The 1,425-nt window shown below is 40.9% G+C and carries 1 protein-coding gene; it reads right to left on the bottom strand.

Features of this window, described 5'->3' with window-relative positions; genetic code table 11:
• Positions 1-260: 260 nt before the first annotated feature.
• Positions 261-1,271, bottom strand: a complete 1,011-nt coding sequence (locus tag AB6C75_RS23480; protein ID WP_372109513.1) for a TIR domain-containing protein — start codon at positions 1,269-1,271, stop codon at positions 261-263.
• Between the last annotated feature and the right edge of the window lie 154 nt (positions 1,272-1,425).

Raw genomic sequence — 1,425 nt, forward strand, 5'->3', positions numbered from 1 at the left:
ACTCACTCTACCATTTACCCAGAAATCAAGCTCATCTAAGCGGAGAAGAGCCGTTGGAGTATAGCAAAATCAGCTAAACTGCCGTTAGAACGAATGCGCTGAAACAAACTTTGGGGCACTTCTGAGTTAAGAAGTGCCAACTATGATGGTTCTGGACACAAATATGTAACGCGAATACGGAAAAACACCAACAGGCAAGGCCTGACCTTATTAGCTCCAATTTAAAGCCCCAATTGATAGCTAGGGCTTATACCTATTAGCTAGCTTGTATAAAGGCCAGAAGGATTAAAATTCAACTTAGCTTGATGAAACTCTTTCAAGAGGCTTGTGCGCCAATCAAGCTCAGCACCGATGTAGACAACGCCTTGAATGTCGTTTTGGATTTCTACACCTTGCTTGACAATGGCTGCTACTTTCTGTCTACCGAGTCTTGCAATGAAGTAACCATGTTCAAAAACAACATTTTGACGAGCACGACCATTCAATTCACTAGCATTCTTGTGCTTACCTAAATCACATGGTGTATACAAAACAACAGCAAAGTCAGCATCACCACATCTTTCAATCTTTTCGATTATAGTGCTACCACCACTGGCTTGGTCCATCAGCACAATAGGATCTAAACCTACTTTTCTAATGAAGTTTTCGACTTCTAACCTAAGCACATCATCATGACCATGAACGATAAAGACTCGCGGCTTGCTAGGTGGGTCAAAATTCAACGCCTGAGCAGGTGTGCTAACAGTTTGAGAAGGCTGAGCAACTTGCACTGACTGTGTAGATTGTGGGATTTGAGTTGATTGCACTGACTCAGTAGGCAATGCAAAAATGCTCTCTAATTCAGCTTGGCTAAACTGCTTGGTTGGTCGAGTTGTTTTATGCTGTTGCGCTAGTCTAGCACCAGGCTTAATGTCCGGTTCATAAGTACCACTGACCAGCTCATTACCAATTTTTAGGCACTTCTCTCGTAGCTTATCACTATGATTTTGATTGCCGTTATAGCTATTAGCTCTTTGTTCGTCGTAGTGCTCAATTAAACCCAATAGAACATTACCAACAGTCTGATTGTCTTCTAAATCCCAAAAGCCTTTCATTCGATTGCCTTTAGAAGCTGAAGAGTAATTTAGATAATACTTTTCATCTTCGATATCAATCTCAAATTCTTCAAAAAAGTTGGCAAAGGTTCTGTTCGAAAAATCTAGGACGTAGCCACCGTCCATCTGAAAATACTTCGTTAATAAAGCTCTGTCTTTACGTGATATTGTTGCCATAAACCCTCCATATGCCACAACTTTACCATAAGGTTAATAAGGCACTGAAAAGAAAATTTAATCTCGTCGACGGGTCTGTAACTGGCGTATCTAACAGAGGGGGCTCTTCTCCGCTTAGATGAGTCTATAAATTAACAATAAAACCGGTAACACA

This window comes from Vibrio sp. 10N.237.312.B06 (assembly GCF_041464685.1).
Lineage (GTDB): Bacteria > Pseudomonadota > Gammaproteobacteria > Enterobacterales > Vibrionaceae > Vibrio > Vibrio tasmaniensis_A.